General features: G+C 64.6%; 19 protein-coding genes. 11 read left to right on the top strand and 8 right to left on the bottom strand.

Annotated elements, in window-relative coordinates:
• Positions 1 to 8: 8 nt before the first annotated feature.
• From otnI to N2603_RS31305, 5 genes are all read left to right on the top strand, one after another.
• Entirely contained in the window at positions 9 to 791 is a 783-nt protein-coding gene (gene otnI / locus N2603_RS31325; RefSeq protein WP_212343639.1) for a 2-oxo-tetronate isomerase, read from the top strand.
• Positions 788 to 2,074, top strand: coding sequence for a 3-oxo-tetronate kinase (gene otnK, locus N2603_RS31320; RefSeq protein ID WP_260385172.1), 1,287 nt, complete (start codon positions 788 to 790; stop codon positions 2,072 to 2,074). Before otnI ends, otnK begins: the two co-directional genes overlap by 4 nt.
• A gap of 170 nt (positions 2,075 to 2,244) precedes the next feature.
• Positions 2,245 to 3,936 (top strand): methyl-accepting chemotaxis protein, encoded by a 1,692-nt coding sequence (locus tag N2603_RS31315; RefSeq protein WP_260385171.1) that lies wholly within the window; start codon positions 2,245 to 2,247, stop codon positions 3,934 to 3,936.
• Between the two features lie 343 nt (positions 3,937 to 4,279).
• Positions 4,280 to 7,459 (top strand): efflux RND transporter permease subunit, encoded by a 3,180-nt coding sequence (locus N2603_RS31310; protein WP_260385170.1) that lies wholly within the window; start codon positions 4,280 to 4,282, stop codon positions 7,457 to 7,459.
• Positions 7,446 to 8,642, top strand: coding sequence for an efflux RND transporter periplasmic adaptor subunit (locus N2603_RS31305; protein WP_260385169.1), 1,197 nt, complete (start codon positions 7,446 to 7,448; stop codon positions 8,640 to 8,642). Before N2603_RS31310 ends, N2603_RS31305 begins: the two co-directional genes overlap by 14 nt.
• A 174-nt stretch (positions 8,643 to 8,816) precedes the next feature.
• On the opposite strand, the gene N2603_RS31300 is transcribed toward N2603_RS31305, so the two are convergent.
• Complete coding sequence (locus tag N2603_RS31300) at positions 8,817 to 10,190, bottom strand: acetyl-CoA acetyltransferase (RefSeq protein WP_260385168.1); 1,374 nt, start codon at positions 10,188 to 10,190, stop codon at positions 8,817 to 8,819.
• Between the two features lie 123 nt (positions 10,191 to 10,313).
• Positions 10,314 to 11,447 (bottom strand): nitronate monooxygenase, encoded by a 1,134-nt coding sequence (locus tag N2603_RS31295; protein WP_260385167.1) that lies wholly within the window; start codon positions 11,445 to 11,447, stop codon positions 10,314 to 10,316.
• Positions 11,448 to 11,700: 253 nt separating this feature from the next.
• Here N2603_RS31295 and N2603_RS31290 point away from each other — a divergent pair, with 253 nt between their 5' ends.
• Positions 11,701 to 13,383, top strand: coding sequence for a flavin-containing monooxygenase (locus tag N2603_RS31290; RefSeq protein ID WP_260385166.1), 1,683 nt, complete (start codon positions 11,701 to 11,703; stop codon positions 13,381 to 13,383).
• 89 nt (positions 13,384 to 13,472) lie between these two features.
• Positions 13,473 to 14,348, top strand: a complete 876-nt coding sequence (gene yghU, locus N2603_RS31285; protein ID WP_260385165.1) for a glutathione-dependent disulfide-bond oxidoreductase — start codon at positions 13,473 to 13,475, stop codon at positions 14,346 to 14,348.
• Between the two features lie 141 nt (positions 14,349 to 14,489).
• Here yghU and N2603_RS31280 read toward each other — a convergent pair whose 3' ends face one another.
• The 3 genes from N2603_RS31280 to N2603_RS31270 all read right to left on the bottom strand — a co-directional run bounded on the left by N2603_RS31280 (position 14,490) and on the right by N2603_RS31270 (position 17,356).
• Entirely contained in the window at positions 14,490 to 15,767 is a 1,278-nt protein-coding gene (locus N2603_RS31280) for an acyl-CoA dehydrogenase family protein (protein WP_260385164.1), read from the bottom strand.
• 319 nt (positions 15,768 to 16,086) lie between these two features.
• Positions 16,087 to 16,467, bottom strand: a complete 381-nt coding sequence (locus N2603_RS31275) for a VOC family protein (RefSeq protein ID WP_260385163.1) — start codon at positions 16,465 to 16,467, stop codon at positions 16,087 to 16,089.
• 109 nt (positions 16,468 to 16,576) lie between these two features.
• Positions 16,577 to 17,356: an SDR family NAD(P)-dependent oxidoreductase gene (locus tag N2603_RS31270; protein ID WP_260385162.1), complete on the bottom strand. Its 780-nt coding sequence runs from the start codon at positions 17,354 to 17,356 to the stop codon at positions 16,577 to 16,579.
• Positions 17,357 to 17,575: 219 nt separating this feature from the next.
• Here N2603_RS31270 and N2603_RS31265 point away from each other — a divergent pair, with 219 nt between their 5' ends.
• The 3 genes from N2603_RS31265 to N2603_RS31255 are packed head-to-tail and all read left to right on the top strand — an operon-like array spanning position 17,576 to position 19,728.
• Positions 17,576 to 18,364, top strand: coding sequence for an enoyl-CoA hydratase/isomerase (locus N2603_RS31265; protein WP_260385161.1), 789 nt, complete (start codon positions 17,576 to 17,578; stop codon positions 18,362 to 18,364).
• Positions 18,361 to 19,347, top strand: a complete 987-nt coding sequence (locus N2603_RS31260; RefSeq protein ID WP_260385160.1) for a phosphotransferase family protein — start codon at positions 18,361 to 18,363, stop codon at positions 19,345 to 19,347. The genes N2603_RS31265 and N2603_RS31260 overlap by 4 nt, the downstream gene beginning before the upstream one ends.
• 3 nt (positions 19,348 to 19,350) lie before the next feature.
• Positions 19,351 to 19,728 carry a DUF6285 domain-containing protein gene (locus N2603_RS31255; protein WP_260385159.1) on the top strand — a complete coding sequence of 126 codons (378 nt, stop codon included), beginning with the start codon at positions 19,351 to 19,353 and terminating at the stop codon, positions 19,726 to 19,728.
• A gap of 195 nt (positions 19,729 to 19,923) precedes the next feature.
• Here the strand turns inward: N2603_RS31255 and N2603_RS31250 are convergent, their stop codons facing one another.
• Positions 19,924 to 20,703, bottom strand: coding sequence for an enoyl-CoA hydratase-related protein (locus N2603_RS31250; RefSeq protein WP_020608144.1), 780 nt, complete (start codon positions 20,701 to 20,703; stop codon positions 19,924 to 19,926).
• 211 nt (positions 20,704 to 20,914) lie between these two features.
• Between N2603_RS31250 and N2603_RS31245 the strand changes: the two genes are divergently transcribed.
• Positions 20,915 to 22,189: an acyl-CoA dehydrogenase family protein gene (locus N2603_RS31245; protein ID WP_260385158.1), complete on the top strand. Its 1,275-nt coding sequence runs from the start codon at positions 20,915 to 20,917 to the stop codon at positions 22,187 to 22,189.
• A gap of 245 nt (positions 22,190 to 22,434) precedes the next feature.
• Here the strand turns inward: N2603_RS31245 and N2603_RS31240 are convergent, their stop codons facing one another.
• Together N2603_RS31240 and N2603_RS31235 are read right to left on the bottom strand one after the other, a co-directional pair.
• On the bottom strand, positions 22,435 to 24,012 hold the full coding sequence (locus tag N2603_RS31240; RefSeq protein ID WP_260385157.1) for a fatty acid--CoA ligase: 1,578 nt from the start codon (positions 24,010 to 24,012) through the stop codon (positions 22,435 to 22,437).
• A gap of 392 nt (positions 24,013 to 24,404) precedes the next feature.
• Positions 24,405 to 25,277, bottom strand: coding sequence for an SDR family oxidoreductase (locus tag N2603_RS31235; RefSeq protein ID WP_018648063.1), 873 nt, complete (start codon positions 25,275 to 25,277; stop codon positions 24,405 to 24,407).
• Between the last annotated feature and the right edge of the window lie 71 nt (positions 25,278 to 25,348).

The raw sequence follows: 25,348 nt of genomic DNA, 5'->3' as shown, positions 1-25,348 counted from the left end.
GATTTGCAATGCCCCGTTTCGCCGCCAACCTCTCGATGATGTTCACCGAGGTGCCGTTCCTCGACCGCTTCGATGCCGCCGCGCAAGCGGGCTTCACCGCAGTGGAATTCCTCTTTCCCTACGAGCATCCGGCCGAGGTGGTCGGCGAGCGTCTCAAGCGCAATGGCCTCACCCAGGCGCTGTTCAACCTGCCGCCGGGGGACTGGAATGCCGGCGAGAAGGGCTTTGCGGCGCTGCCGGCGCGCTTCAATGATCTCAAGGCGAGCCTGGAGACCGCGCTGCCTTACGCCAAGGCAACCGGCGTCAAGCGCCTGCACCTGATGGCCGGCATCGCCAATCGCGGCGAGCGCGTCGCGATCGAGGCCTTCTACAAGTCGGTGGCGTGGGCCGCTGAATTCTTCGCGCCGCACGGCATCGACATCGTGCTCGAGCCGATCAATGCCCGCAACGTGCCGGGCTACTTCCTCAACGATTTCGGCTTCGCGCGCGACCTGATCCAGGAGCTGCGGCTGCCGAACCTGAGGCTCCAGTTCGACATCTATCACTGCCAGATCATCCACGGCGACGTCACCATGCGCCTGCGCGAGATGATGCCGATCATCGGACACATCCAGATCGCCAGCATTCCCTCGCGCAACGAACCCGACGGCGAGGAGCTGAACTATCCATTTCTGTTCGAAGAGCTGGACCGGCTCGGCTATGCCGGCTTCGTCGGCTGCGAATACAATCCGCGCGGCAAGACCACCGACGGCCTTGCCTGGTTCAAGCCCTATGCGGGAGTGAAGCCGTGACCCTTGCAGCGAAAATTTCTCTGGGCTGCATCGCCGATGACTATACCGGTGCCTCCGACCTCGCCAACACGCTGACGCGCGCGGGCCTGCGCACGGTGCAGACCATCGGCGTACCTGCCGACGATCTGGCACTGCCCGAGGTCGATGCCGTCGTGGTGTCCTTGAAAAGCCGATCGATCGAGGCCGGCCTTGCCGTTTCGCGCTCGCGCGCAGCGGACAAATGGCTGCGCGGCCGCGGCGCGAGCCACGTGCTGTTCAAGATCTGCTCGACCTTCGATTCCACCGACGCCGGCAATATCGGCCCCGTCATGGATGCGCTGCGCGCCGACTGCGGCGAGGCGAACGTGCTGGTGACGCCGGCCTTTCCGGAGACCGGCCGCACCGTCTACCAGGGCAATTTGTTCGTCGGCGCGGTGCCGCTGAACGAGAGCCCGCTGAAGGACCATCCGCTCAACCCGATGCATGATTCCAACCTGGTGCGCGTGCTGGCGCGTCAGAGCAGGACGCAGATCGGCCTCGTCGATCTCGCCACCGTCACGCGCGGCGCGGATGCCGTGCGGGCGCGGCTGGCCGAGCTCGCGAGCAAGGGCATCGGCGCTGCGATCATCGACGCTGTCTTCGACCGCGACCTCGAGACCATCGGTCTCGTCGCCGCCGAGCACCGGTTGTCGGTCGGCGCCTCCGGCATCGGCCTCGGGCTGGCGCGGGCGCTGGTCTCGACCGGCAAGGTCAAGTCGGCTGCGGCGAGCGGAGAGACCGGCGCCGCCGTCGGCGGACCGGCGGCATGTCTTGCCGGAAGCTGCTCGCAGGCGACGCTTCAGCAGATCGCGAATGCCGAGCGTGTCATGCCGGTGTTACATCTCGATCCGGACCGTATTCTTACGGGAGCAGATGAAGCGCAGCGTGCGCTGGACTGGGCAAGGCCGCGACTGGCTGAAGGTCCGGTGCTGATCGCTTCGAGCTCGACACCCGATCAGGTCGCCGCGCTTCAGGCGCGTCACGGTCGTGATGCGGCCGGGCATGCCATCGAGCAAACGATGGCCGACATTGCTGAAAGCCTTGTACGATCAGGTGTCCGGCGTTTGGTCGTTGCCGGTGGCGAGACATCCGGTGCCGTGGTCGATCGGTTGAAGATTCCCGGATTTCTCGTAGGGGTAGAAATTGCCGCCGGCGTTCCTGTGCTGCGTGCAGTTGGTGCTGGCGGCGCGATGTTGCTTGCTCTGAAGTCCGGAAATTTCGGCGGCGCGGAGTTTTTCTCGGACGCGCTTAGGCTCATGCGCTGAGCGCAGAGCATTCTTAGCTGCCTGTTCATTTGTTTCGGGCTTTCGTACTTGTACGGAGTCGTAGTTAACATCTGCGCAGGCGCTCTGGTGTTGGATGTCGGTGCTGCTCCCTTTGGTTGATTCGTAAAACTTCCGGCCGCGCCACCGCGCCAGCACAAAGAGACCCGATTATGCTCGCCACCATTTCCATCCGCGCCAAGATCATCAGTGTCCTGGCGTTCCTGCTGGTCGCGATGGCCGGCATGGGCCTGCTCGCTGTCATGAAAATGCGGTCGATGAACGCCAACTCGGTCGACATCACCACGAGCTGGATGCCGAGCGTGCGGGTGCTGGGCGAGCTCCGGGCCTCGGTCATCACCTATCGCAGCGTGGTCCGCGAGCACATGCTGGCCGAGACCCTGGAAGAAAAGCTCGCGATGGAAAAGACTGCGGTCACCACCAGCGAGACCCTGGCCAAGGCCCGCCAGAGCTACGAGACCATGATCACCTCGCCGGAGGAGCGGGCGCTCTACACCGAATGGTCAAAGTTGTGGGACGACTACAAGAAGAGCGCCGACGAGGTCTTTGCGTTGTCGCGCAAAGAGGTTGGCAAGGTCCCGCACGAGTCGCATGAGCTGAACGTCAAGACCGCCAACAAGATCGGCATCCAGTCCGACGAAATCCTGCGCAAGGACATCGATCTCAACACCAAAGGTGGCGACCAGGCCGCCCGGGACGCGGACAGCAGCTATTCCTTCGCGTTCATGCTGCTCTCGATCATCCTCGGCGCCGCCGTCATCGCCGGCGTCGGCGTCGGCTTCTATCTCGTCCACGACGTCTCCAGCGGCATCAACTCCATCACACTGCCGATGCAGGCGCTGGGCAGAGGCGATCTCTCCGCCGAGGTCCCGCATCGCGGCGAGAAGACGGAGATCGGCGCCATGGCTGACGTGCTCCAGGTCTTCAAGGAAGCGCTGATCGCCAAGAAGGCTGCTGACGAGGCCGCCGCGGCCGACGCCGAAGCCAAGATCGAGCGCGGCCGCCGTGTCGACAACATCACCCGCGAATTCGAGACGATGATTGGCGAGATCGTCCAGACGGTGTCGTCGGCCTCGACCCAGCTCGAAGCTTCCGCCTCGACGCTGACCTCGACCGCCGATCGCTCCCAGCGGCTGGCGACCACGGTGGCCGGCGCGTCGGAGGAGGCCTCGACCAACGTGCAGTCCGTGGCCTCGGCCACCGAGGAGATGGCCTCGTCCGTGGGCGAGATCAGCCGTCAGGTGCAGGAATCGGCGCGGATGGCGGGCGATGCCGTCGGCCAGGCCCGCGCGACGACCGAGCGCGTCAGCGAGCTCTCCAAGGCGGCCTCCCGCATCGGCGATGTCGTCGAATTGATCAACACCATCGCCGGCCAGACCAACCTGCTGGCGCTGAACGCGACCATCGAGGCGGCGCGTGCGGGTGAAGCCGGCCGCGGCTTTGCGGTGGTCGCCTCCGAGGTGAAGGCGCTCGCCGAGCAGACCGCGAAGGCGACCGGCGAGATCGGCCAGCAGATCTCGGGCATCCAGGCGGCGACCAACGACTCCGTCGGCGCCATCAAGGAGATCTCCTCGACCATCGAGCGCCTGTCGGAAATCTCCTCGGCGATCGCAGCGGCCGTGGAAGAGCAGGGCGCGGCGACCCAGGAGATCGCCCGCAACGTGCAGCAGGCGGCGCAGGGCACCCAGCAGGTCTCCTCCAACATCACCGACGTGCAGCGCGGCGCGACCGAGACCGGCACGGCCTCCTCGCAAGTGCTGTCGGCGGCGCAGATGCTGTCGAACGACTCGAACCGGCTGAAGAACGAGGTCAGCAAGTTCCTGACCAACGTCCGCGCGGCGTAGGCTAAGTTGCAGCCAACTCCGTCATCCTGAGGTGCGATCCCTGGGGCGCACTTGCGCACCGGGGTGAGCCTCGAAGGATGAACGGCCCGCGATGCAGCCGGGCCGTCGCCCTTCGAGGGCCGCTGAAGAAGCGGCCACCTCAGGGTGACGGTGACGCAGTGGCGCGGCATCCTCCGTTTCCCCTCGCATGGCTGCGATGCCAATTTCGCAGTGCGGTAGCAGGGAAGTGAATGCAGGATAGTGCCTGGTAATTAGCGTTTCCGGCGGTGCTCGGGTAAAGGGGAATGAGGATCCCCATGGGGGCGGACTCCGTATCCCTGCTTGACCTGGAATTGCCTGGCGCATGATTGCTCTGGTCCGTATTGCCCTGAGCCGGCCCTATACGTTTGTCGTGCTGGCGCTCCTGCTGCTGATCATCGGACCGCTCGCAGCGCTGCGGACACCGACCGATATCTTCCCGGACATCCGCATCCCCGTCATCGGCGTGGTCTGGCAGTACACCGGCCTGCCGCCGGACCAGATGTCCGGCCGCATCACCACGCCGTTCCAGCGCGCGCTGACGACGACCGTCAACGACATCGAGCACATCACGGCCAATTCCTATAACGGCTTCGGCATCATCAAGATCTTCTTCCAGCCGAACGTCGACATCCGCACCGCCAACGCGCAGGTCACCGCGATCTCGCAGACGCTGCTCAAGCAGATGCCGCCTGGCGCAACGCCGCCCCTGATCCTGAACTACTCGGCTTCAACCGTGCCGATCATCCAGGTGGCGCTGTCGGGCGACGGCCTCACCGAGCAGAACCTCGCCGACATCGGCATCAACCAGCTTCGCACGCCGCTGGTCACCGTGCCTGGCGCGGCGATCCCATACCCCTTTGGCGGCAAGCAGCGCCAGGTCCAGATCGATCTCGATCCGACCGCGCTCCAGGCCCGCGGGCTATCAGGCCAGGACGTCGCCAATGCGCTCGCCGCCCAGAACCTGATCACGCCGGTCGGCACCCAGAAGATCGGCCAGTTCGAATACAACATCCAGCTCAACAACTCGCCGCTCCGGATCGACGAGCTCGGCAACCTCCCAATCAAAACCGTCAACGGCGCCATGGTCTATGTGCGCGACGTCGCGACCGTGCGCGACGGCAATCCGCCGCAAACCAACATCGTCCATGTCGACGGCAACCGTTCGGTGCTGATGATGGTGCTGAAGGCGGGCGCGACCTCGACGCTCGATATCATCGCCGGCATCAAGCAGAAGGTGATCGAGGTCAAGGACCAGCTTCCGGACGCCTTGAAGATCGGCATCATCGGCGACCAGTCGGTGTTCGTCCGCGGCGCGATCGAGGGTGTCGCCTTCGAGGGCGTGATCGCGGCGCTGCTGACCAGCGTCATGATCCTCCTGTTCCTCGGCAGCTGGCGCTCGACCATCATCATCGCGGTCTCGATCCCGCTCTCGGTGCTTGGCGCCATCATCATGCTGTCGGCGATCGGCGAGACGCTGAACATCATGACGCTCGGCGGCCTCGCGCTCGCGGTCGGCATCCTCGTCGACGACGCCACCGTCACCATCGAGAACATCAACTACCATCTGGAGCAGGGCAAACCGGTCGAGCAATCGATCCTCGACGGCGCCAACCAGATCGTGACGCCGGCCTTCGTCTCGCTGCTCTGTATCTGCATCGTGTTCGTGCCGATGTTCTTTCTCACCGGCGTCGCGCGCTTCCTGTTCGTGCCGATGGCGGAAGCCGTGATGTTTGCGATGATCTGGTCGTTCATCCTGTCGCGCACGCTGGTGCCGACCATGGCGAACTACCTTCTCAAGGCGCATGTCCATCATGAGGGGGAGCCGCCGAAGTCGCGCAATCCGTTGGTCTGGTTCCAGCGCGGTTTCGAGAAACGCTTCGAGCGCATTCGCGGCGGCTACCACGATTTCCTCGGCCTGGCGCTGGCGCATCGCGGCGTGTTCGTGATCGGCTTTATCTGCGTGGTCGGCGCGTCCTTCGCGCTGGTGCCGTTCCTCGGGCGTAACTTCTTCCCCGCGGTCGATGCAGGGAACATCCTGATGCATGTCCGCACCCAAGTCGGCACGCGCGTCGAGGAGACCGCCAACCAGCTCGCCGACGTGCAGAAGGCGGTGCGCAAGCTGATCCCGGGCGAGATCGAGACCATGACCGACAACATCGGCATGCCGATCTCCGGCATCAACATGACCTACAACAACACCGGCGTGATCGGTCCGCAGGACGGCGACATCCAGATCAAGCTGAAGGAGGGACACAAGCCGACCGAGGAGCATGTGAAGGTGCTGCGTGAGCAATTGCCGCGGCTCTTCCCCGGCGTCAGCTTCGCCTTCCTGCCGGCCGACATCGTCAGCCAGATCCTGAATTTTGGCGCGCCCGCGCCGATCGACCTGCAAATCCGCGGCGCCAATCTCAGCGCCAACTTTGCTTACGCCAACAGCCTGCTGGCGAAGGTCCGGCGCATTCCGGGCGTCGCCGATGCGCGCATCCAGCAATCGCCGAGCAATCCGACCTTCAACATCGACGTCGACCGCACCCGCGCCCAATATGTCGGCCTGACCGAGCGCGATGTCACCAACAGCCTCGTGGTCAACCTCGCCGGCTCATCGCAGGTCGCGCCGACCTACTATCTCAATCCTGACAACGGCGTGTCCTACTCGATCGTGATGCAGACGCCGCAATACCAGATCGACTCGCTCAGCGCGCTGCAGACGCTGCCAATCACCGCTGCCGGCAACGCGCAGTCGCCGATCCTCGGCGGCATCGCCGACATCAAGCGCTCGACCTCGAGCGCGGTGGTGTCGCAATACGACATCCAGTCGATGGTGCAGATCTTTGCGACGACCTCGGGCCGCGATCTCGGCGCGGTCGCCGCCGACATCCGGAAGGTGATCGCCGACACCGCGAAGGAGGTGCCGAAGGGTTCTTCCGTGGTGCTGCTCGGTCAGGTGCAGACCATGAACAGCGCCTTCACCGGCCTCTTGTTCGGCCTGCTCGGCGCGGTCGTGCTGATCTACTTCCTCATCGTCGTGAACTTCCAGTCCTGGTCCGATCCGTTCGTGATCATCACGGCGCTGCCGGCCGCGCTCGCCGGAATCGTCTGGATGCTGTTCATGACGGAGACCACGCTGTCGGTCCCGGCGCTCACCGGCGCGATCATGTGCATGGGCGTTGCCACCGCCAACAGCGTGCTCGTGATCTCCTTCGCGCGCGAGCGTTACGAGGAGCTCGGCGATCCCGTTGCCGCGGCGCTCGAAGCCGGCTTCGTCCGGTTCCGCCCCGTCCTGATGACTGCGCTCGCCATGATCATCGGCATGGCGCCGATGGCCCTGGGGCTGGGCGAGGGCGGCGAGCAGAACGCGCCGCTCGGCCGCGCCGTGATCGGCGGCCTGATCTTTGCAACCTTCGCCACGCTGATGTTCGTTCCCGTGGTATTCAGCATGGTCCACAAGAAACAAGGCGCCAAAGCCGCCGCCTCATTGGAGATTCCGCATGTCGCGCACTGAATCCCGCTCGGCGGTGTCGCACCGGAAACTGGGCATTTTCGGCGTGGTGGCGCTGATTGCGGCAGGCCTTGTCGTCGGCACCGGCATTCGCGCTCGTGAGGAGCAGGGCAGCAAGCTGAAGGAATGGACCGATGATCAGGCGGTTCCCAGCGTCGCGGTGACCCTGCCGAATGCCAAGGCGCTCAACGCCATCCTCGATCTGCCGGGACGGCTCGAGGCCTACTACCGCGCGCCGATCTTCGCCCGCGTCAGCGGCTATCTCAAAGGCTGGAGCGCCGACATGGGGGCCCGCGTCAAGGCCGGGCAGGTGATCGCTGAAATCGAGGCGCCGGATCTCGACCAGCAGCTGTTGCAGGCCCGCGCCGACCTTGCCAGCCAGCAGGCCAGCGCCAGGCTGTCGGAAGCGACGCTGAACCGACGCAAGACGCTGGTCGCCTCCAATTTCGTTTCCGCGCAGGAGATCGACGAGCGCACTGCCGATCTCTCCAACAAGAACGCCGCCGTCAATTCGGGCAAGGCCAATGTCGAGCGGCTGGAAGCGCTGGCCGGCTACAAGAAGATCACCGCGCCGTTCGATGGCGTGGTCACCGCGCGCGACACCGACGTCGGCGCGCTGATCAATGCCGGCGGCGGCTCGGGGCCGGCTATGTTCGTGATATCAGACATCACCAAGCTGCGCGTCTACGTCAACGTGCCCCAGAACTATGTGCCGGCGATCAAGATCGGCGCCAAGGCGACGATCACGCTGCCGGAGTACCCAAACCGGACTTTTCAGGCGACAGTGGAGGCCTCCTCGCAGGCCGTCGACGTTGCCTCGGGCACGACACGCATGCAGCTCGGGCTCGACAATTCCAGCGGCGAGCTGATGCCCGGCGGCTATGCCAGCGTGAAGCTGAACCTCCAGCGCGACTCCGCCCCGCTCAGCATTCCCGCCAGTGCCCTGATCTTCAACGGCAGCGGCCTGCGTGTCGCAACGGTTGGTGCGGACGACAAGGTGCTGTTCAAGACCGTGACGATCGCGCGCGATCTCGGCCGCGAGATCGAGCTCGCCTCGGGCATTGCGCCGGACGATCGCGTCATCACCGCGCCGCCGGATGGTCTTGCGGATGGCGATGCGGTGCGCGTCGTCGGCGCCAAGGGCAAGCCGGCGACGGCGTCGGAGAAGCAGTCGCCGAAGAGTTGAGGCGCGGTCTCGCGCCCCGGACGCGGTCTTGTAGGGTGGGCAAAGCGAAGCGTGCCCACCATCTCATGCGATCCACAAAGAATGGTGGGCACGGCGCAAGAGCGCCTTTGCCCACCCTACGAGAGCGACTGCGGAGCGGCAATGCATTCCGCCGCTGCGTTCGGGGCACGAGACCTACGCCACCCGCCACTCCGGCACACCATCGACAGCCATCGTGATCTCACCGAGCGAGCCGACCGGCGTGTGGTCCATGTTGAGCAAATGCGCCAGCGTCGCGCTATCGCTCGCCGGAATCCGCGCCAGCGTACGCCGATCATCCGCAGTGCGCAGCATCACCACGCCGTGCTCGACATCGCCGCCGCGGCCGTAGAGCACCGTGAAGCTCTCGACCTTGCCCTTGCCCGAAGCCTCCGTCACGAACTCCGGCACCGCGCGCTTGTTGCGATCGGCCTCGCCTTGCACGCTCGTCTCCTGCGCCAGCGCCTCGCGCGTCGCCGCCTTCGAGACCACCAGCGCGTGATGCTTGGTGACGAAGCCGCCTTGCCCGTAGAGCAGGCCGAGTTTTGCGCCATCGCGCACACGCCGCACCATCGCGCAAGCCGCATGCGTCATGTAAGTGTTGAGCGGCGCGCCGAAGAAGGTGAGACCGCCGGTCACGGTCGGCTGCACGTCGGCACCCAGGCCCAGCGTCCGCCGCGCCATCTTGGGCACGCAGGGGAAGCAGCTGTAGAGCTCGATCGCGTCGAATTTTCTGCCATCGCCCCCGGCGAGGTCCATCACCGCTTTCAGCACGGCGTTCTGTGGATGGCTCTCGTAGAACTGGTCGCGCAGCAGATAGTCGCGAGGTTCCTCCGCCGAGGCGCCGCCGAGGGGATAGACCAGCTTATCCTCGGCGATGCCTGCCGCGCGCGCCTTGGCAAGGCTGGTCAGCAGCAGCGCGCCGCCCATGTTGACACTGGGATTGGCGACCATGAGCTTGTTGTAGGGCCAGGCGATCAGCCGGTTGTCCGCCGTCGGCGTCGTGATCTCCTCAGGCGCATAGCGCCGTTTCAGCCAGGCATTTGGATTTTGCACCGCGGCTTCCGAATAGCGCGACCACAGCGTGCCTGACTCCGCCATCGCGTCGCGCGGCGTCTGACCCCAATGGGCGGACGAGGCGGCCTCGTAGAATGGATAGACCGTGACGGGCCGGAACACGCCGAGCTTCACCGCCAGCGGCTTCTGGAACGCCGCGCCGCGCTTGGGCTCCTCGACGTCATGGGCGAAGGGCGTCCACGGCAATTTTGTCCCGGCGCGCTCCGCCTTGGTCGCGGTCGACTGCGCCTCCGCGCCGCTCTCCGGATCGCGATAGCGCCAGCTCAGGAAGTTGACGACGTCGAGCGACTGCACCTCGCCGAGCAGCTTCGCGCCGGCATCCCGCTCGGCGCGCCGCAACGCCTGCTCAAGCAGGTCCAGCGGTTCCAGGCCCTCGGTGATCTCCTTGGGGCGGTCAACGATCTCGCCGATGCCGACGATGACGGGGATGCGGTCTTCGGGGGTATTTGCCATTTCTTCTTGCTTCAATTCACGATGTCAGTTGTTTCGTCATTGCGAGCGCAGCGAAGCAATCCAGGATCTTTCCGCAGAGGCAGTCTGGATTGCTTCGCTGCGCTCGCAATGACGAGAGGGCCATCACTCCGCCACCAGCGCGTTCATGTGTTCGACGGCTTCGGCAAAATCTTCCTTGAACTCCTGCACCACCGCGCCGGCCGATTTCACGCTGTCGATCAGTCCGACGCCCTGGCCGACGAAGTAGCTGACGAGATCGCGCGCCTTGGCGTTGCCGCTTGCGGCCGCGCGATCGATCGCGTTGAAGGCGTCGCGGCTGACGATGCTTTGCAGCGGCATCGGCAGCGCGCCCGGGCTCTCGGGCGCACGGTCCCAGGCATCGGTCCAAACCGAGCGGAGCTGCCGTGCCGGCTTGCCGGTGCGTCCCTTCGAGCGGACCGCGTCACGCGAGGACGCCGCGATCATCTTCTCGCGGAAGATTTCAGTGGTCTCCGCCTCCACGGTCGCAAGCCACACCGAGCCGGTCCAGGCGCCGGCCGCGCCCATCGCCATGCAGGCCGCCATCTGCCGTCCCGTCATGATGCCGCCGGCCGCCAACACCGGCACGTCGCGGATGGGCTTGATCGCCTTGATCACCTCCGGCACCAGCACCATGGTCGAGACCTCGCCGCAATGGCCGCCGGCCTCGGTGCCTTGGACCACGAGGATGTCGACGCCGGCCGCGACCTGGCGCAGCGCATGCTCCTTGGCGCCGACGAGGGCGGCAACCGGCACGCCGTGCCTCTTGCCCATCTCGATCATCGGCTTCGGCGGCACGCCCAGCGCATTTGCGATCAGGCGGATCGGATGATTGAAGGAAACTTCGAGCAGTTGAAGTGCGGTCTTCCCGTCGAATGGCTGCGGCTGATTGTCTGCCACGTCGGTGACGGTCAACTCGATATCGTATTTCTTCAGTAGATCGTGCGTGTAGTCGCGGTGGGCCTGCGGCACGCGCGCTTCCAGGCTCTTCCAGGTGACGTCCTTCTCGCCCGCCGTGGAGATGTTCTCGGGGATCAGAACGTCGATGCCGTAGGGCTTGCCGTCGACGTGGTCGTCGATCCATTTCAGCTCGCGTTCGAGCGTGTCGGGCGTGTGCACGGTGGCCCCTAACACGCCGAAGCCGCCGGCGCGGCTGACGGCGGCGACGACGTCGCGGCAATGGCTGAAAGCGAGCAGCGGGAACTCGATGCCCAGCATGTCGCAGATCGGCGATTTCATGGCTCTCTCCCCGGCATCTTCGCGTTGCTGTTGTTGCTTTCGCTGCGAAGACCGTTCGACGCTAGCTCATCATTGCCTGCGATGCCATGCCGGATTCGGTCGCGCATCTTGCGTGCAGGCGCCGTGTGCCGGTTGAGCCATTCCGCTGCACAAAATAAGCAAGCCTGGCCGTGCCGATTTGCCTCTTGCGCTTCGGCATGCCCCGGAGAATGCTGGTGCACAACAACAGAAAACAACGAGGGAGCGCCAACCGATGTCGCCAGCGCAGTCGAGTCCGGCCGAGGCCGCGGAGACCTACGATGTGGTCGTCGTCGGCGCAGGCTTTGCCGGCATGTACATGCTGCATCGCCTGCGCGGGCTCGGCTTCTCGGCACGGGTCTATGAGCAGGGCGGCGGCGTCGGCGGCACCTGGTACTGGAACCGCTATCCCGGCGCGCGCTGCGATGTCGAGAGCATGCAATATTCCTACTCCTTCTCCGAGGAGCTCCAGCAGGAATGGGACTGGAGCGAGCGATACGCGCCGCAAGCAGAGATCTTGAAATACGCCAACCATGTCGCCGACCGTTTCGATCTGCGCCGCGACATCCAGTTCGACACGCGCGTCGAACGCGCAGTGTTCGATGAGCGCGGCAAGCGCTGGTCGGTGACGATCTCCGACGGCCGGACGGTTCAAGCGCAGTTCGTCGTGCTCGCCACCGGCTGCCTCTCGAACGCGCGCAAGCCCGACATCAACGGCCTCGAAAATTTCAAGGGCCCCGTCTACCATACCGGCAACTGGCCGCATGAGCCGGTGGACTTCAGCGGCCAGCGCGTCGGCCTGATCGGCACGGGATCGTCGGGCATCCAGTCCGCACCCATCATCGCCGAGCAGGCGAAACATCTCACCGTATTTCAGCGCACCGCGAATTTCTCGATTCCCGCCCGCAACGCCGCGCTCTCCGCCGGGGACCGCGATGCGTTCCGCAAGAACTATCCGGAGGTCCGCCGCTTCGCCCGCGAGGTCGCGCGCAACGGCATTTTTGCAGAGCAGCCCAATCGGGGCGCGCTCGACGACAGCGACGATACCAGGCGCGGCAAATACGAGAAGCGTTGGGAGCACGGCGGTCTCACCTTCATGTATGCCTATAACAATCTGGGCCTCGACCGAACTGCGAATGACACCGCCGCGGATTTCGTGCGTGGCAAGATCGCGGAGATCGTCAAAGATCCGGCGATCGCAAAGCTGCTGCAGCCGAACAGCCATCCGATCGGGACCAAGCGCATCTGTATCGACACGGATTATTTCGTGGCCTTCAACCGGCCGAACGTCTCGCTGGTGGACATCAAGACAACGCCGATCGAGGAGATCACCGCGCATGCGGTTCGTGTCGCGGGGAAGGATCACGAGGTCGACGCGCTGGTGCTGGCCACCGGCTTCGATGCCATGACCGGATCGGTTGCGAAGATCGACATTCGCGGCCGGAAGGGTTGGACCTTGAACCAGAAATGGGCGGAAGGCCCAAAGACCTATCTCGGGCTGATGAGCGCCGGCTTTCCGAACCTCTTCATCATCACCGGCCCCGGCAGCCCGTCAGTGCTGTCGAACATGATCGTGTCGATCGAGCAGCATGTCGACTGGATCGCCGATTGCCTGACCAACATGCGCAAGCGCGGCCTTGCGACCATCGAAGCGGGAGGGGACGCGGAGGAGAAATGGGTCGCGCACGTCAACGAGGTCGCCCAGGGCACGCTCTATCCGCAGGCCAATTCCTGGTACATGGGCGCCAACATCCCCGGCAAGCCGCGCATCTTCATGCCCTATATCGGCGGCGTCGGCACTTACCGGCGGATCTGCGACGAGGTCGCGGCGAAGGGGTATGAGGGATTCGTGATGGAAGCCGATGCAGCCGCGCCAGGCCGTGACGGGGTAGGTCAAGGCTGCATGACGCCGGCTTGAGGCCCGCGCCGGACGCAGAGCCGGCAGGGCTTGTCATCGGCCCTCCCAGGGCTAATTAATGCAGGCGCATCTTTCCGCCGGAGCCCCGCATGACCGACGCCCCCGCCTACGTGCCGCCCAAAGTCTGGACCTGGAACAAGGAGAATGGCGGGCAATTCGCCAGCATCAACCGCCCGATCGCCGGCCCCACCCACGACAAGGAGCTGCCGGTCGGCAAGCATCCGCTCCAGCTCTATTCGCTGGCGACCCCGAACGGGGTGAAGGTCACGGTGATGCTGGAGGAGCTGCTGGCGCTCGGCCACAAGGGGGCCGAATACGACGCCTGGCTCATCAGGATCGGCAATGGCGACCAGTTCGGCAGCGGCTTTGTCGACATCAACCCGAACTCCAAAATCCCGGCGCTGATGGACCGCTCCGGTCCGGAGCCGATCCGGGTGTTCGAGTCCGGCTCAATCCTGTTCTACCTCGCCGAAAAGTTCGGCGCTTTCCTGCCGAAGGATATCAAGACCTGCACCGAAGCCATGTCCTGGCTGTTCTGGCAGATGGGCAGCGCGCCCTATCTCGGCGGCGGCTTCGGGCATTTCTACGCCTACGCGCCGTTCAAGATCGAATATGCCATCGATCGCTTCGCCATGGAGACCAAGCGCCAGCTCGACGTGCTCGACCGCCGCCTCGCCGACAACGAATACCTCGCGGGCAAGGAGTACACCATCGCCGATATCGCGGTGTGGCCCTGGTACGGCGCGCTCGCCAAGGGGCTGGTCTACGGCGCCGGCGAATTCCTCTCCGTGCAGGACTACAAGCACGTGCAGCGCTGGACCGACCAGATCGCAAAGCGCCCGGCCGTGAAGCGCGGCCGCATGGTCAACCGCGTCTCCGGCGATCCCGCCAGTCAACTCCACGAGCGCCACGACGCCGGCGATTTCGAGACGAAGACGCAGGACAAGCTCGCGCCCGCGACGTAGCCCTTCTTCGCCTCTCTCCGCGTGCGGAGAGCTCGTGGGGTGGGCAAAGCGAAAGCGTGCCCACCACTTCTTGCGAGGCCCGTGATGGTGGGCACGGCGCGCGAAGTGCGCGCCTTTGCCCACCCTACGGCATCTCGCGCCTTACGCCATGCTCAGCTCGTGGCGGCCGACCACCATCCAGTGCACCTCGTCAGGACCGTCGGCAAAACGCAGGTGCCGCACGTCCTGGTACATCTCGGCGAGCGGGGTCCAGTGCGAGATGCCGGTGGCGCCGTGCATCTGGATCGCCTGGTCGATGATCTTGCAGGCGCGCTCGGGCACCATGGCCTTGACCATGGAGACCCAGACCCGGGCCTCCTTGTTGCCGAGCACGTCCATCGCCTTGGCGGCCTTCAGCACCATCAGCCGCATCGCCTCGATCTCGCAGCGCGCCTGCGCGATGATCTGCATGTTGCCGCCGAGATGGGCGATCTTCTTGCCGAAGGCTTCGCGGGTGAGGCCACGCTGCACCATCAGATCGAGCGCCTTCTCGGCCTTGCCGATGGTGCGCATGCAGTGATGGATGCGGCCGGGGCCGAGGCGGAGCTGCGAGATCTCGAAACCGCGGCCTTCGCCGAGCAGCATGTTCTCCTTCGGCACGCGCACATTGTTGAAGCGCATGTGCATGTGACCGCGCGGGGCGTGGTCCTGGCCGAACACGTACATGGGGCCGAGCACCTCGACGCCGGGCGTGTCGCGCGGCACCAGGATCTGCGACTGCTGCTTGCTCGGCGCCGCGTCCGGATTGGTCTTCACCATCACGATGAGGATCTTGCAGCGGGGATCGCCGAGACCGGAGATGTAATACTTCTCGCCGTTGATGACCCATTCGTCGCCGACGAGCTTTGCCGTGGTCGAGATGTTCTTGGCGTCGGAGGAGGCGACGTTCGGCTCGGTCATGACATAGGCGGAGCGGATCTCGCCGTTGAGCAGCGGCTTCAGCCACTTCTCCTTCTGCTCCTTGGTGCCGACGCGCTCCAGCACCTCCATGTTGCCGGTGTCCGGCGCCGAGCAGTTCATGGTCTCGGAGGCCAGCGGGCTCTTGCCGAGCTCGACCGCGATATAGGCATAGTCGAGATTCTTCAGGCCCTGGCCGGTGTCGTCATCGGGCAGGAAGAAGTTCCAGAGGCCTTCCTGCTTGGCCTTGTTCTTGGCCTTCTCCAGCACCTCGAGCTGCTTCGGCGTGAAGCTCCAGCGATCCTCCTTGCCTTCGCCCGCCTTGGTGAATTCGATCGACATCGGCTCGACGGTGTCGCGGATGAATTTCCTGACGTGATCGTAGAGCGGCCGGACCTGGTCCGACATGCGCAGATCGTTGAGCTCGTCGCCCGGATTGAGCGTGTAGTTGGTGGTGCGGGGAATGTAGGTGTGTTTTGTCATTGGTCCTCCCGGGGGCGCTGAGTTCGCGTTGGCCGGAAGAATAGTCGTAGCGACGCCAAAGTGCGAGCGCGTATTTTCTCGCGCGGGGCCATGCCACGCGATGGAATTTCGCGAGGGCGTTTGAAATGTTGTTTGAATGGCGAGATATCTCACCGACGTCGTCCCGGACAAGCGCGCCTGAAGCGCGCGCAGATCCGGGACCCATACGCCGCAGCAATCGTTTTACGAAGGCTCGGAGTTGCCAGCTAGCGCCATAACCACTCCCTGTGGTTATGGGTCCCGGCCTCCGCCGGGACGACACCGAGTATGTGGCCGCAGCTCAGTTCGGCATCCGGTGCATCGCGCAGATCTTGTTGCCGTCGAGGTCGCGCAGATAGGCGAGATAGAGCTTGTTGCCCGCGCCCTCGCGGATGCCGGGCGGATTTTCGATCGGCGTTCCGCCGGCAGCGACGCCGGCTGCGTGCCATTTGTCGACCTGCTCCGGCGAGTTGGCGGCAAAGCCGATGGTGCCGCCGTTCGCACAGGTCGCCGGCTCGCCGTTGATCGGCTTCGTCACCGAGAACACGCCGGTCTTGGTGAAGTAGAAGATGCGATGGCCGTCGACCTTGGCCGGCCGCACCTCGAGCGTGCTCAGCAGGCTGTCGTAGAACGCCTTTGCCTTGTCGAGATCGTTGGTGCCGATCATGATATGTGAGAACATTTGCCCATTCCCCTCAGAGTTTGTAGCCCGGATGGAGCGCAGCGAAATCCGGGTCTTGCTTGCTTTTGGAAATCCCGGATTGCGCTTCGCTCCATCCGGGCTACGAAACTCAAAACGCCGTATAGCCGCCGTCGATCACGAACGTATCGGCCGTATGATACGACGACGCCTTGCTCATCAGGTATACGGCGATGCCGCCGAAATCGGAGGCTTCGCCGAAGCGGCGCTGCGGAATCCGCGGCATCACGTTGGCGACGAATTTATCGTTGGCCATGAGACCTGATGTCATGTCGCTCTTGATCCAGCCGGGCAGGATCGCATTCGCGGTAACGCCGTGCCGCGCCAGCTCGACGCCGAGTGCGCGCACCAGCGCGTTGATCGCGGCCTTGGTCGCGGCATAGTGCTCATTGCGCGCGGTGCCGAAGATCGAGGCGAGGCTCGAGGTCGCAACCAGCCGGCCGAAGGGATCGCCGGCATTGGCGCGCTCGGTCATGTGTTTCGCGGCGGCCTGGAACGCGTGGAAGACGCCGTCGAGATTGGTCGCAAACATCGTGCGCCATTCCTCCTCGGTGCGCTCGATGAAGGAGCGCCGGCCGCCGCCGCCGATGCCGGCATTGGCGAAGCAGCCGTCGACCCGGCCGAAAATGTCGAGCGTCGCCTTCATCGCGGCATCGACCGAGACAGGATCGGTGACGTCGCAGACACGGCTATCGACCTTGCCGGATAGCCCCGCCATGCTCGCGGCAGCAGCCTTGTTCTTGTCAGGGTTGCGGCCCCAGATCGAGACGTTGCAGCCCTGACCGGCAAGCGCCTGTGCGATGCCGAGCCCGATGCCGCCATTGCCGCCGGTGATCACGGCGACGCGGCCGGAGAGGTCGAAAATGTTCATGGCGCGTTTCCTGGTCCTGGCGAGGTTTCTTGGCAAGGTTTCTTGGCAGGGTTTCTTGGTATGGCGCGCGTCAGCCGGTGCGCGCAAGATCGTGCGATATGACGGTGGGGTACGCTTTCGTCACCATGGACAAGACCGCGCCAAAAATCAAATATGCGCCCCGGCAAAAAGTAATTCCGGTCTGCGAAACTGACGCAGGCCGCAACTGACGAGGAAACAATGCAGTTCAAACACGTCACGCTCGATTTCGATGGCTCGGTCGCGATCCTCCGGCTCGACCATCAGGAGGTGATGAACGCGGTCTCCATGGACATGCTCGGCGGTCTTGCCGAGGCGCTCGACACGATCGAGGAGAAGAAGGACGAGGTGCGCTGCGTCGTGCTGACTGGCGCGGGCCGCGCCTTCTGCACCGGCGCCAATCTGCAAGGGCGCAACAACCAGTCGAAGAAGACCAAGGCCGGCCTGACGCTGGAGACCGGCTTTCACCCGTTCCTGCGCCGCATCCGCAATCTGCACTGTCCGATCATCACCGCAGTCAACGGCCCGGCCGCCGGCGCCGGCATGAGCTTCGCACTGCTCGGCGACATGATTTTGTGCGCGCGCTCGTCATATTTCCTGCAAGCCTTCCGCCGCATCGGCCTCGTGCCGGATTGCGGCTCGACCTGGCTGCTGCCGCGCCTGATCGGCAAGGCGCGCTCGATCGAATTGTCGCTGATGGGCGAGCGGCTGCCGGCCGAGAAGGCGCTGGAATGGGGCCTCGTCAACCGCGTCTATGACGATGGCGTGCTGATGGAGGAGGCGATGAAGCTCGCGCGCGAGCTTGCCAGTGGCCCGACGGTGGCGCTGGCGCTGATCCGCAAGCTCTATTGGGACAGCCCGGAGAATTCCTTCGAGGATCAGCTCAACCTCGAATTCCAGTGCCAGCTCCGCGCCGGCGACACCCAGGATTTTCGCGAGGGCGTCGGCGCGTTCCTGGAGAAGCGTCCCGCGCAGTTCAAGGGCAAATGATCGAGACGGAGCTTTCCCGCAGCGTTCAGCGCTGGTGCAACGGCGCGACCGGCGTCACCGGCGCGGCAAAGCTCTCCGGCGGCGCCAGCCAGGAGACCTGGCGCTTCGACATCGTGCATCCCGATGGGCCGATCGGCGCGATCCTGCGCCGCTCGCCGAAGGGCTATGGCGCAGCCCCGACACGCGCGGCAGGCCTCGCCGCCGAGGCGCAGCTGATGCAGCTTGCCTTTGAAGCCGGTGTGCCGTCGCCGCGCGTGATGCACGTGCTGACGGCCGAGGACGATCTCGGCACCGGCTTCATCATGCAGCGGATCGAGGGCGAGACCATCGCCCGCAAGATTCTTCGCGATGAGGAGTTTGCCGCGGCGCGGCCGCTGCTCGCGCGGCAGATCGGCGGCATTCTCGCGGGCCTGCACAGGCTGCCGCAGGACAAATTGCCCGAGCTGCGCAGCCGCGGCGCGACCCAGGAGATATCTGAGTTCGAGCGCGACTATCGTAGTCTGAACTGGCCAAAACCCGTGTTCGAGCTGGCGCTGCGCTGGCTGCGCGACCACGATCCCGGCCCCTCAGTCGAGACCACGCTGGTGCACGGCGATTTCCGCAACGGCAATCTCATCATCGGCCCCGACGGTGTCCGCGCCGTGCTCGACTGGGAGCTTGCCCATCTCGGCGACCCCATGGAGGATCTCGGCTGGGTCTGCGTGAACTCCTGGCGCTTCGGCGAGATCGACAAGCCCGTCGGCGGCTTTGGCTCGCGCGAGGAGCTGTTCGCCGGTTACGAGGCCGCCGGCCGCAAGGTCGACGCAGCGCGCGTAAAGTTCTGGGAAGTGATGGGGACGCTGCGCTGGGGCATCATGTGCGGCGGCATGATGCAGCGTTTTCGCGAGGGCCCGGACCATTCCATGGAGCGCGCCATGATCGGCCGCCGCGCCTCCGAGACCGAGATCGATCTGTTGCGGCTTTTGGCGCCGCGCGGGAGTTGATACATGCAGGACGAGCCGACCCCGGTCGAGCTGACCAAGTCAGTCGCCGATTTCCTCCGCAGCGAAATCACGCCGCTGATCTCCGGCCATCAGGCCTTCAAGCTGCGCGTCGCCATCAACATCCTCGATCTCGTCACGCGGCAGCTGACGCAGGAGGAGGGGAGCGCTGCGAAGGAGGTTGAACACCTGCGCGCGCTGCTCGGGATCGACGGCTCGGTGACCGAGCTCAACCGCGTGCTGGCGGAGCGGATCGCCAAGGGCGAGCTGGATCTCGCAACGCCGGGACTCGCCGAGCATCTCTGGGCGACCACGATGGATAAGCTGGCCGTGGATCAGCCGAATTATGCGTCCTACAAGCGGGAGCTGGGGCGCAATCCGTAGGATGGGTAGAGCGAAGCGAAACCCATCATCTCGCACCTTGCCCTGCCATTGATGGGTTTCGCTCCGCTCTACCCATCCTACGCACTCTATCCGCCGTCATTGCGAGGAGCCCTTGCGACGAAGCAATCCAGACTGCCTCCGGGGCGAGATTCTGGATTGCTTCGCTGCGCTCGCAATGACGATGGAAAAACCGCGTTACTTCCCCACCCATTTCGGCGGCCGCTTCTCCGAGAACGCTTTCGGGCCCTCGATATAGTCCTGCGAGGCCGCCATCGCCTGCACGGCCGGATAGTCGCGCTGCTCCGCGATCGCCTGTTCCAGCGACACGCCCAGCCCGCGCTGAATGGCCTGCTTCGACGCCCGGATCGACATCGGCGAGTTCTTGCTGATCATCTCGGCCCAGCGCAGCGCGGCGACGAGCGCTTCGCCCTGCGGCACCACCTCGTTGACGAAGCCGAGCTCAAGACCTTCCTTGGCGCTGACATGGCGCGCGGTGAGGATCATGCCCATGGCGCGCTTCAGCCCGATCTGCCGTGGCAGCCGGTGCAGGCCGCCGGCGAGCGCGGCGAGGCCCACGCGCGGCTCGGGCAGGGCGAAGGTCGCATTCTCCGCGGCGATGATCAGGTCGCAGGCGAGCGCGATCTCGAAGCCGCCGCCCATCGCAACGCCGTTCACTGCGGCGATGATCGGCTTGTCGCAGTCGAATCGCGCAGTGAGGCCGGCAAAGCCGCCCTTGTCCCAGCCGCGTTTGCCGCCGGCCGCCTGCCATTTCAGATCGTTGCCGGCGCAGAACGCCTTGTCGCCGCTGCCTGTGACGATCGCAATCCACTGCTCGGGATCGGTCGAGAAATCGTCGAATACCTTCTGCAGCTCGAAATGCGCATCCGTGTGCAGCGCGTTGTAGACCTCGGGCCGCGACAACGTGACGATCGTGATCGGTCCCTTGCGTTCCACCTTGGAAAATTTCAGCTCCATCGCGCGCTCCCGCATTTTCTCGTGAAGGAATATTGGCGTCATACTACCGCGCGCCGACGCCGGAGCACCATCGAATTGCGCAAAGCGCTTTGCGCGGCCGGCACGTCTCGGCTTGCTTGACTTGCATGGGCTCTTCTCACCTTAATCATGCGAAGCAAAAATCTGCGTAGCGCCTTAACGCAAAACGATAAAATCAATCCGGGAGAGAACCGTGGATTTCTCATTGCCTGCCGACCTCGTCGCCTATCTCGGAGAGCTCGACCGTTTCATCGAACGCGAGATCAAGCCGCTGGAGGAGGCCGACGACAACATCCGCTTCTTCGACCACCGCCGCGAATGGGCGCGCACCGATTTCGAGAATGGCGGCCTGCCGCGGCACGAATGGGAAGCGTTGCTGCGCAAGGCCAAGGATCTCGCGGACGCCGCCGGGCATCTGCGCTTTCCGGTGCCGAAGCAATATGGCGGCAAGGACGGCTCCAACCTCTGGATGGCCGTGATCCGCGAGCACTTTGCCGCGAAGGGGCTCGGCCTGCACAACGATCTCCAGAACGAGCATTCGATCGTCGGCAATTTCCCCGTCGTCACCATGCTCGACCGCTACGGCCGCGACGACCAGAAGGCGATGATCGACGGCTCGATCCGGGGCAAGTATCGCATCACGTTTGGCCTGACCGAGCCGCATCACGGCTCGGACGCCACCCACATGGAGACGCGCGCGGTGCCCGCGACCCGCGATAACGTCAAGGGCTGGATCATCAACGGCGAGAAGATGTGGACCACCGGCATGCACGTCGCAACGCACTGCGCGCTGTTCGCGCGCACGTCGGGCAACGACGGCGATGCCCGCGGCATCACCTGCTTCCTGGTGCCGGCAAAGAGCCACGGCGTCAAGGTCGAGGAGTACATGTGGACCTTCAACATGCCGACCGACCATCCACGCGTCAGCTTCACCGACGTGTTCGTGCCCGAGGATGCACAATTCGGCGAGGTCGGCCGCGGCCTGTCGCTGGCGCAATGCTTCGTGCACCAGAACCGCATCCGCCAAGCCGCGAGCTCGCTGGGCGCCGCCGTCTACTGCATCAACGAGAGCGTGAAATACGCGCGCGAGCGAAAGCCGTTCGGCAGGGCGCTCGCGGAGAACCAGGCGATCCAGTTCCCGCTGGTCGAGCTTGCCACGCAAGCCGAGATGCTGCGCCTTCTGATCCGCAAGACCGCCTGGGAGATGGACCAGCTCAGCGAGGAGCAGATCGAGCGCACGCTGTCGGACCGCGTCTCCATGTGCAACTATTTTGCAAACCGCCTCTGCTGCGAATCCGCCGACCGCGCCATGCAGGTGCATGGCGGCATGGGCTACTCACGCCACAAGCCGTTCGAGCACATCTACCGCCACCACCGCCGCTACCGCATCACCGAGGGCAGCGAGGAAATCCAGATGCGGAAGGTGGCCGGATTCCTGTTTGGGTATATGGGGCCGGGGAAGCATTGAGGCGCACAGCTATCGTAGGGTGGGCAAAGCGAAGCGTGCCCACCACCTCTCGCTAATGTGGAGGAAACGTGGGCACCGCCATTGTTGCGCGTTGTCTCTCCCCAGCGTCGTCCCCGCGAACGCGGGGACCCATAACCCCAGAGAGAGGTTTGGGGCGATTTGGTAACTCCGAGTCTTCGTCAAACCTCTCCCTGTGGTTATGGGTCCCGGGCTCGCGCTGCGCGCGCCCCGGGACGACCTCGCGATCAATTCACCCGTCGATCCTTCCCCGCCCAATACGGCTCGCGCAACTGCCGTCGCAAAATCTTGCCGCTTGGATTGCGCGGCAGCGCCGGCAGGAACTCCACGCTCTTCGGTGTCTTGTAGCCGGCGATGCGCTCACGGGTGAAGTTGATGATGTCGGCGGCGCTCGCCTGCTTGCCGGGCTTCATCACCACCACGGCCTTCACCGCTTCGCCCCATTTGTCGTCGGGCACGCCGATCACGGCAGCTTCGGCGACATCTGGATGATCGCACAGTGCGCTCTCGACCTCGGCGGGATAGATGTTCTCGCCGCCGGAGATGATCATGTCCTTGATGCGATCGTGGATGTAGAGATAGCCGTCCTCGTCCATGTAGCCGGCATCACCCGTGCGCAGCCAGCCGTCGCCGCGCAGCGTGGCGGCGGTCGCCTCCGGCAGGTTCCAGTAGCCGGCCATGTTGGAGCCGGAGCGCGTCGCGATCTCGCCGACCTCGCGCGGTGGCAACGGCTTGCCGTCCGCATCCAGGATCGCGATCTCGACGCCCGGCAGTGCCTTGCCGGCCGAGCGCATCCGCTCCAGCCCCTCGACGTGGTCTTCCGGCGGCAGTGCGACGATGGTGCCCGTGGTCTCGGTCATGCCGTACATCTGCACGAAGCCGCATTTGAAGACCTCAATGCACTCCTTCAGCAGCGCCGCCGGAATCGGCGAGGCGCCGTACAGCATGTATTTCAGCCTGGAGAAATCGACCGTCCTCGCGCGCGGCTGCCGCACCACGAATTGCATCGCCGCCGGCACCATGAACAGCTTTGTGATGCCCGACTGCTCGAAGAAATCCAGCACCTTGGTCGGATCGAACTCGCGTGCGATCACGCCGCGGGCGCCGTGATAGAGCCCCATGACGCCCCACCCCGAACCGCCGATGTGGAAGATCGGCATCGCGACCAGCGAGACGTCGTCGGTCGACCACCGGTTCCACTCCGGCTTGTCTTCGGCGTTTCCAGTCTGCACCAGATTGAGGAAGTTCGCATGCGACAGCATGGCGCCTTTCGGCTTGCCCGTGGTGCCCGACGTATAGAGCTGGATCGCGATGTCCTTCGTGTCGATCGGCACCTTCGGATCTTCGCCGCTCTGCGCGTCCCGCCAGGCCGTGAAATCCCGCCATTCCGGCGCGCCGCCCTCGGTGGTGATGATCGTGCGCACGCCCGGGATCTGGTGCTTGATTTGCCGGACCTGCGTGATGAACTCAGGTCCGACGAACAGCACCGGCGCCTTGCAATCCGAAACGATGAAGGCGACCTCGGGCCCCGCGAGCCGCCAGTTCACCGGCGCCATCACCACGCCGGCCTTCATCGCGCCCATCAGCAGCTCGAAATAAAGGTCGCTGTTCTTGCCGAGATAGGCGATGCGATCGCCCTTGTTCACGCCCATGGCGATGAGTGCGTTCGCGACCTTGTTGGTCTTGATGTCGAATTCGGCAAAGCTGGTGGCGCGGCCCTCGAACTCATAGGCAATGGCGCTGCCGCGGCTTCTCGCGCGCTCGCGCACCATGTCGGCGAGGTCAGCCAATGGCTGTGTGGACATGTTTCTCCCGTACGTCTTGTTCTTATGCCTGGGAGTGTGGCGTCATCCGCGGACGAAGACAAGATGGGCCCAGCTGTCGTCCCGGACAAGCGCGCGTAGATCCGGGACCCATAGCCACGAGACGCAATTTGGCGAAGACCGGTCATGACCAATCTTCGCCAAACGGCATTCGGTGGTAATGGATCCTGGCTTTCGCCAGGACGACGATTGGGGAATCTTCGTTGTCCGGGGCAAACGCGGTCTCGTGTCCCGGACGCGCTGCAGCGCCCTTGCGCTGCTGCGCAGAGCCGGGACCCATGCTGCTTACGCGTTTGAAGAGAGATGGGCCCCGGCTCAGCAGCGCACCACGCCGAAGGCGTCGCGCTGCGCTGCGTCCGGGGCACGAGAGAGCATCACCCCCGCTTCGCCCGGTCCTTCTCGTTCTGCGCCATGATGCTTTCGCGCGCGGTTTTCCAGTCGTCGTCGCTCCAGTCGCGGAGCTGGTAGAAATTGCCGCCCATGGCGAGCGCCTGCGCACCATCCATGGCGATGGTTTCGCCGTTGATCCAGTCGCAGCCGCCGGAGATCAGGAACACCGCGAGGTTCTGCAGTTCCTCCATGGTGCCGACGCGGCCCATCGGGTTCATCGCCCTGGTGCGCGCGCCGGCCTCATCGCCCGGCTTGATGCGCTTGCTCATGCCCTCGGTCGGGATTTCGCCCGGCGCGATGGTGTTGAGGCGGATGCCGTAGCGGCCCCATTCGGTCGCAAGCGACATCGTCATGGCGTGGATCGCCGACTTGCTCATCGCCGACGGCACCACATAGGGCGAGCCGTTGCGCACCCAGGTCACGGTGATCGAGACGACATTGCCGGGCTGCTTCAACGCAATCCAGCGCTTGCCGATCGCGTGCGTCACGTAGAACGTGCCGTGCATGACGATGTTGGCGACCGCATCGAAGCCGCGCGGCGACAGCTCCTCGCTGCGCGAGATGAAATTGCCGGCAGCGTTGTTGATGAGATCGGTGAGGGGGCCATCGCGAAAGATGTTCTCGATCATCTCGTCGACCGCGAGCGCGTTGCGGATGTCGACGCCGTGGCTGGTGACGCGCCCGCCATAGAGATCCATCAGCTCGGTCGCGGTCTCGTCGCACACGATCTTGCGCCGGCCGCAGATATGCACCTCGGCGCCGAGTTGCAGGAAGCGCGCCGCCATCGACTTGCCGAGCCCGGTGCCGCCGCCGGTCACGAGAATGCGCCGTCCGGCCAGAAGATTTTCCTTGAACATCGCCGTTTCTCCCGTACGGATTGTCAGTTAATTGGTCGATTGACTAAATCGGGCCGTCAGCTTTCTGTAAA

Origin of the sequence: Bradyrhizobium huanghuaihaiense (assembly GCF_025200885.1) — a bacterium.
GTDB lineage: Bacteria > Pseudomonadota > Alphaproteobacteria > Rhizobiales > Xanthobacteraceae > Bradyrhizobium > Bradyrhizobium huanghuaihaiense.
Note: the sequence above shows the minus strand (reverse complement) of the source record. Positions and strands in the feature narration are given on the sequence as shown.

What these genes read in the sequence shown, in the direction of transcription:
- otnI (WP_212343639.1), top strand. Translation starts at nt 9, where the DNA reads ATGCCCCGTTTCGCCGCCAACCTCTCGATGATGTTCACCGAGGTGCCG.
- N2603_RS31315 (WP_260385171.1), top strand. Translation starts at nt 2,245, where the DNA reads ATGCTCGCCACCATTTCCATCCGCGCCAAGATCATCAGTGTCCTGGCG.
- N2603_RS31310 (WP_260385170.1), top strand. Translation starts at nt 4,280, where the DNA reads ATGATTGCTCTGGTCCGTATTGCCCTGAGCCGGCCCTATACGTTTGTC.
- N2603_RS31305 (WP_260385169.1), top strand. Translation starts at nt 7,446, where the DNA reads ATGTCGCGCACTGAATCCCGCTCGGCGGTGTCGCACCGGAAACTGGGC.
- N2603_RS31300 (WP_260385168.1), bottom strand. Translation starts at nt 10,190, where the DNA reads ATGGCAAATACCCCCGAAGACCGCATCCCCGTCATCGTCGGCATCGGC.
- N2603_RS31295 (WP_260385167.1), bottom strand. Translation starts at nt 11,447, where the DNA reads ATGAAATCGCCGATCTGCGACATGCTGGGCATCGAGTTCCCGCTGCTC.
- N2603_RS31290 (WP_260385166.1), top strand. Translation starts at nt 11,701, where the DNA reads ATGTCGCCAGCGCAGTCGAGTCCGGCCGAGGCCGCGGAGACCTACGAT.
- yghU (WP_260385165.1), top strand. Translation starts at nt 13,473, where the DNA reads ATGACCGACGCCCCCGCCTACGTGCCGCCCAAAGTCTGGACCTGGAAC.
- N2603_RS31280 (WP_260385164.1), bottom strand. Translation starts at nt 15,767, where the DNA reads ATGACAAAACACACCTACATTCCCCGCACCACCAACTACACGCTCAAT.
- N2603_RS31275 (WP_260385163.1), bottom strand. Translation starts at nt 16,467, where the DNA reads ATGTTCTCACATATCATGATCGGCACCAACGATCTCGACAAGGCAAAG.
- N2603_RS31270 (WP_260385162.1), bottom strand. Translation starts at nt 17,356, where the DNA reads ATGAACATTTTCGACCTCTCCGGCCGCGTCGCCGTGATCACCGGCGGC.
- N2603_RS31265 (WP_260385161.1), top strand. Translation starts at nt 17,576, where the DNA reads ATGCAGTTCAAACACGTCACGCTCGATTTCGATGGCTCGGTCGCGATC.
- N2603_RS31260 (WP_260385160.1), top strand. Translation starts at nt 18,361, where the DNA reads ATGATCGAGACGGAGCTTTCCCGCAGCGTTCAGCGCTGGTGCAACGGC.
- N2603_RS31255 (WP_260385159.1), top strand. Translation starts at nt 19,351, where the DNA reads ATGCAGGACGAGCCGACCCCGGTCGAGCTGACCAAGTCAGTCGCCGAT.
- N2603_RS31250 (WP_020608144.1), bottom strand. Translation starts at nt 20,703, where the DNA reads ATGGAGCTGAAATTTTCCAAGGTGGAACGCAAGGGACCGATCACGATC.
- N2603_RS31240 (WP_260385157.1), bottom strand. Translation starts at nt 24,012, where the DNA reads ATGTCCACACAGCCATTGGCTGACCTCGCCGACATGGTGCGCGAGCGC.
- N2603_RS31235 (WP_018648063.1), bottom strand. Translation starts at nt 25,277, where the DNA reads ATGTTCAAGGAAAATCTTCTGGCCGGACGGCGCATTCTCGTGACCGGC.